The organism is Betaproteobacteria bacterium, from assembly GCA_016791345.1.
In the GTDB taxonomy this organism is placed as follows: Bacteria; Pseudomonadota; Gammaproteobacteria; order Burkholderiales; family JAEUMW01; genus JAEUMW01.
On the sequence record JAEUMW010000329.1, the window covers coordinates 1 to 2836 of the forward strand.

The window sequence follows — 2836 nt, forward strand, 5'->3', positions numbered from 1 at the left end:
TGCTCGGCAGCCTGGAGCGCGTCGAGCAGTCGCGCAAGGCGGAACTCGCCCAGTGGCTGCTCGATCTCGTTCGACGCGGCAAGGCGACCAATCAGCCACATGTCTTCTGGGCGCTGGCGCGCCTGCTCGGCCGCGTGCCGCTCTACACCTCCGCCGAAGCCGTCGTGCCGCCGTCGGTGGTGGAGGACTGCTTCGCGAACTTCGAGTCGCTCGACTGGAGCGATCCCGCGCTGCAGCCGCTCGGCCCCGTGTTCGCAGCCGCCTGCCGGCGCACCAACGAGCGACTGCTCGACATCGACGACGCGCTGCGCCCGCGGGTGGTCGGGAAACTCAAGCAAGCGCGTGCGAAGAACGAGCTGATTCTCGGCGTGCACGAATATCGCGAGGTATCCGCCGCCGACCGCAACGAACTCTTCGGCGAGCAGTTGCCGGCAGGGCTGCGGCTGGCTGGTTAGTCAAGAGATCAGCGCGACGTGCGAGACTCTCGCTAATGACCAGAGTCGATTCAATACATCCCCAGCACAGCCCTGAGGCTCTGCTCAACCGCCGCCAACTCGGCCGCCGTCAATGTGGTGAGCGGCCCGTCTCCAAACCGCGCTCGATCGAGGGCCCGCGGCTGATCCACAATGATCTGACAGGTTTCCTTGAGGCGATCCCGCGCCGGCAAAGTCACTCGCCACAGCTTAAAGGCCGGGTAAACCCGCGTCGTCAGCGGCAGGACCACCACGAGCGGAGTACCCGCATCGAGCAACTCGTTGGACTGGATGACGACGACGGGTCGCACCTTCCCCACTTCGCGCCCGCGGGGCGGATTAAGATTCGCAACCCAGACCTGCCCCCGCTTCACCGCCGCTTCGAGCGCGACCGAGGTGGAGAGGCCACGAGAGCCTTGCCTTGTGCCTCGGCACGATCGAGCGCTTCGTTGTCGAGAGGAAGTGCTTCCTCCGCGATGGCTAGCGCCTCCCCGCGGATGGCTGGATCCCCGTATGCCGCCCTGGCTTCCGCGACGAACGCGGCAAGAAACCGCTCGCGCTCGCGGCGTGCCAGGAACTCCGCGATCGCAAGTCGTGCGACTTCAGACCGTGGCACCCCTTCGCGGCGCGCTTCCTGATCGAGCTTTTCCTCCAGGTCATCCGGCAGCCTGAGACTGAACCCGGCCATGCGTCATCTCGCAATACAGAATGTAAGACAGTATGCACGGCAGCGTGCAGGTCGGCAAACCAGTGCCTGTGCTTGTCGCGGAACCCGAGCAACTCAGCACGACACGTCGCACGCGCTCGACAATCTGGATTTTTTGCGGCACGGCTGAACGCGGGTCGCCTGAACACCGGCAACGTTGGGGGAGAACTCCGGAACCCGAACCGGCCGCGCCGAGGTCGCCTGCTACAAGCGCGCCCGCAGCCGCCGGGCCGCGCCGGATCACAGGCGCGTAGTGTTGAAGTACCGCAGATGGAACATCAGTGCCGAAAGCGCGCTCTTGCCATCCTGGCGATGCCTGACCAGCTTCAGCCCGTCGCGCACCTGGGCCAGCAGCATCCGCCGCCGCGACAACCGCCGCGGCGCCCCCAGCGGGAACATCGGTTCGTAGCCGAACGCCTGCATCGCCGGCCCTGCGAGCGCCTCGACGTCGGCGATCAGCTTGGGCGGCATATGCTCGGCGAACTTGCCATGGTTGCCCCTGACCACGTGGCGCGCACCCCGCGCGCGACCGATGTTCTCCGACGGCCGGGTCAGCTCGAGCATCTTCGACTCGAACGCAACACCGATGAACGCACAAGCACGACGCAGCGCCGCGTCCGTGTCCTCCAGCAGATCCTCGTAGCGCAGTTCTGCGTAACGCGCGCCGAGCGCCTGCCCATCGTGGTGCGCCTGCAGCACGCCGTCGGCCCAACGCTGCGCTGCACGACAGACGTCCTTGCCCCAGGCCTCCTGCATCGAGACGCAGTAGTCGCGCACATCGCGCACCACGTGCAGCACGCGTGCGTGGGGATACAGGCGGTTGATCAACGGGAGGTCGTCGATGTAGGAGGGCGACTTGTCACCCCAGATGCGCCCGCTGCCGCGCGGGGCGTCCATGTCGACGCGAATCAGCGCTTCGAAAATGCCAGCGGCGTCGGTCCGCTCGCAGGCACTGAACCAGCGGTCGGCCGAAATCAGCTTGCCGGCGTTCGCGCGGTAGGTGAAGAACGACTTGCGGACGATCTCCGCATAGAGACGATCGAAGTTCGCGCGCTCCGACAGGTCCCCGCAGTGCCCGACACGGCTGACGAGCCACGGCAGGAACTCGGTCTCGGCGCATGGAATGCCGATGCATGAGTGTCCGTTCAACAGGTCGCGCAGCAGCTTGGTGCCCGAGCGCGGCATGCCGACGACGAAGAGCGGACCCTCGAACGCCGCGGCGGCGGGCCAGGCAGTCGGCGCGACAGCCTGCGCGGGATCGGCGCTCACAGCAGCGCCCTCGGGCGAGCCACCCTGCACGAGCCGGCGACGACGACACCCTTGTTTCCCGTGAGCATCGCGTCGGCCAAGACGGACAGAAGTTCGAATGACACGTCACTGTCTCCTCGAAGGGCGGACAGGAGTCCCTGCAGCGTCTCATTCTCTCTGCGGTACCCGACAAGGTCAACAGGAAATACGGGTAGAGCCCCCGAGAACCGGCAGAAATCCGCCATCCGCCCGGCGCGGCTCGCACAAGCCCTTGGCTACCGCACGTTTTACCCAAGACGCGAGATGTTCCCGACCACGGAACACCGGTTCCAGGGGCTTTAGCTTTTCGCCGCCGCCGGAGGTGCAAATGCGACGGCTGCCTCGGTCGTCAGCAACAGGAAGGTGAGGG

4 protein-coding genes are annotated in these 2836 nt (G+C 66.3%); 1 reads left to right on the forward strand and 3 read right to left on the reverse strand.

All coding sequences use genetic code 11. The features are described 5' to 3' along the window. Positions 1-455 (forward strand): molecular chaperone DnaK (locus JNK68_13035; GenBank protein MBL8541279.1); only part of this gene is annotated, 455 nt, incomplete at its 5' end. A gap of 50 nt (positions 456-505) precedes the next feature. Here JNK68_13035 and JNK68_13040 read toward each other — a convergent pair. From JNK68_13040 to JNK68_13050, 3 genes are all read right to left on the reverse strand, one after another. After that, a complete protein-coding gene (locus JNK68_13040; protein MBL8541280.1) occupies positions 506-847 on the reverse strand; it encodes a type II toxin-antitoxin system PemK/MazF family toxin in 342 nt (113 codons plus the stop codon). Beyond that, positions 844-1161 carry a ribbon-helix-helix protein, CopG family gene (locus tag JNK68_13045; GenBank protein ID MBL8541281.1) on the reverse strand — a complete coding sequence of 106 codons (318 nt, stop codon included), beginning with the start codon at positions 1159-1161 and terminating at the stop codon, positions 844-846. The genes JNK68_13040 and JNK68_13045 overlap by 4 nt, the downstream gene beginning before the upstream one ends. A 258-nt stretch (positions 1162-1419) precedes the next feature. Next, positions 1420-2448 carry a sulfotransferase gene (locus JNK68_13050; protein ID MBL8541282.1) on the reverse strand — a complete coding sequence of 343 codons (1029 nt, stop codon included), beginning with the start codon at positions 2446-2448 and terminating at the stop codon, positions 1420-1422. Positions 2449-2836 lie beyond the last annotated feature (388 nt).

Excerpts from the sequence above, each read along its gene's own strand:
- JNK68_13045 (MBL8541281.1), bottom strand. The coding sequence starts at position 1,161 with ATGGCCGGGTTCAGTCTCAGGCTGCCGGATGACCTGGAGGAAAAGCTC.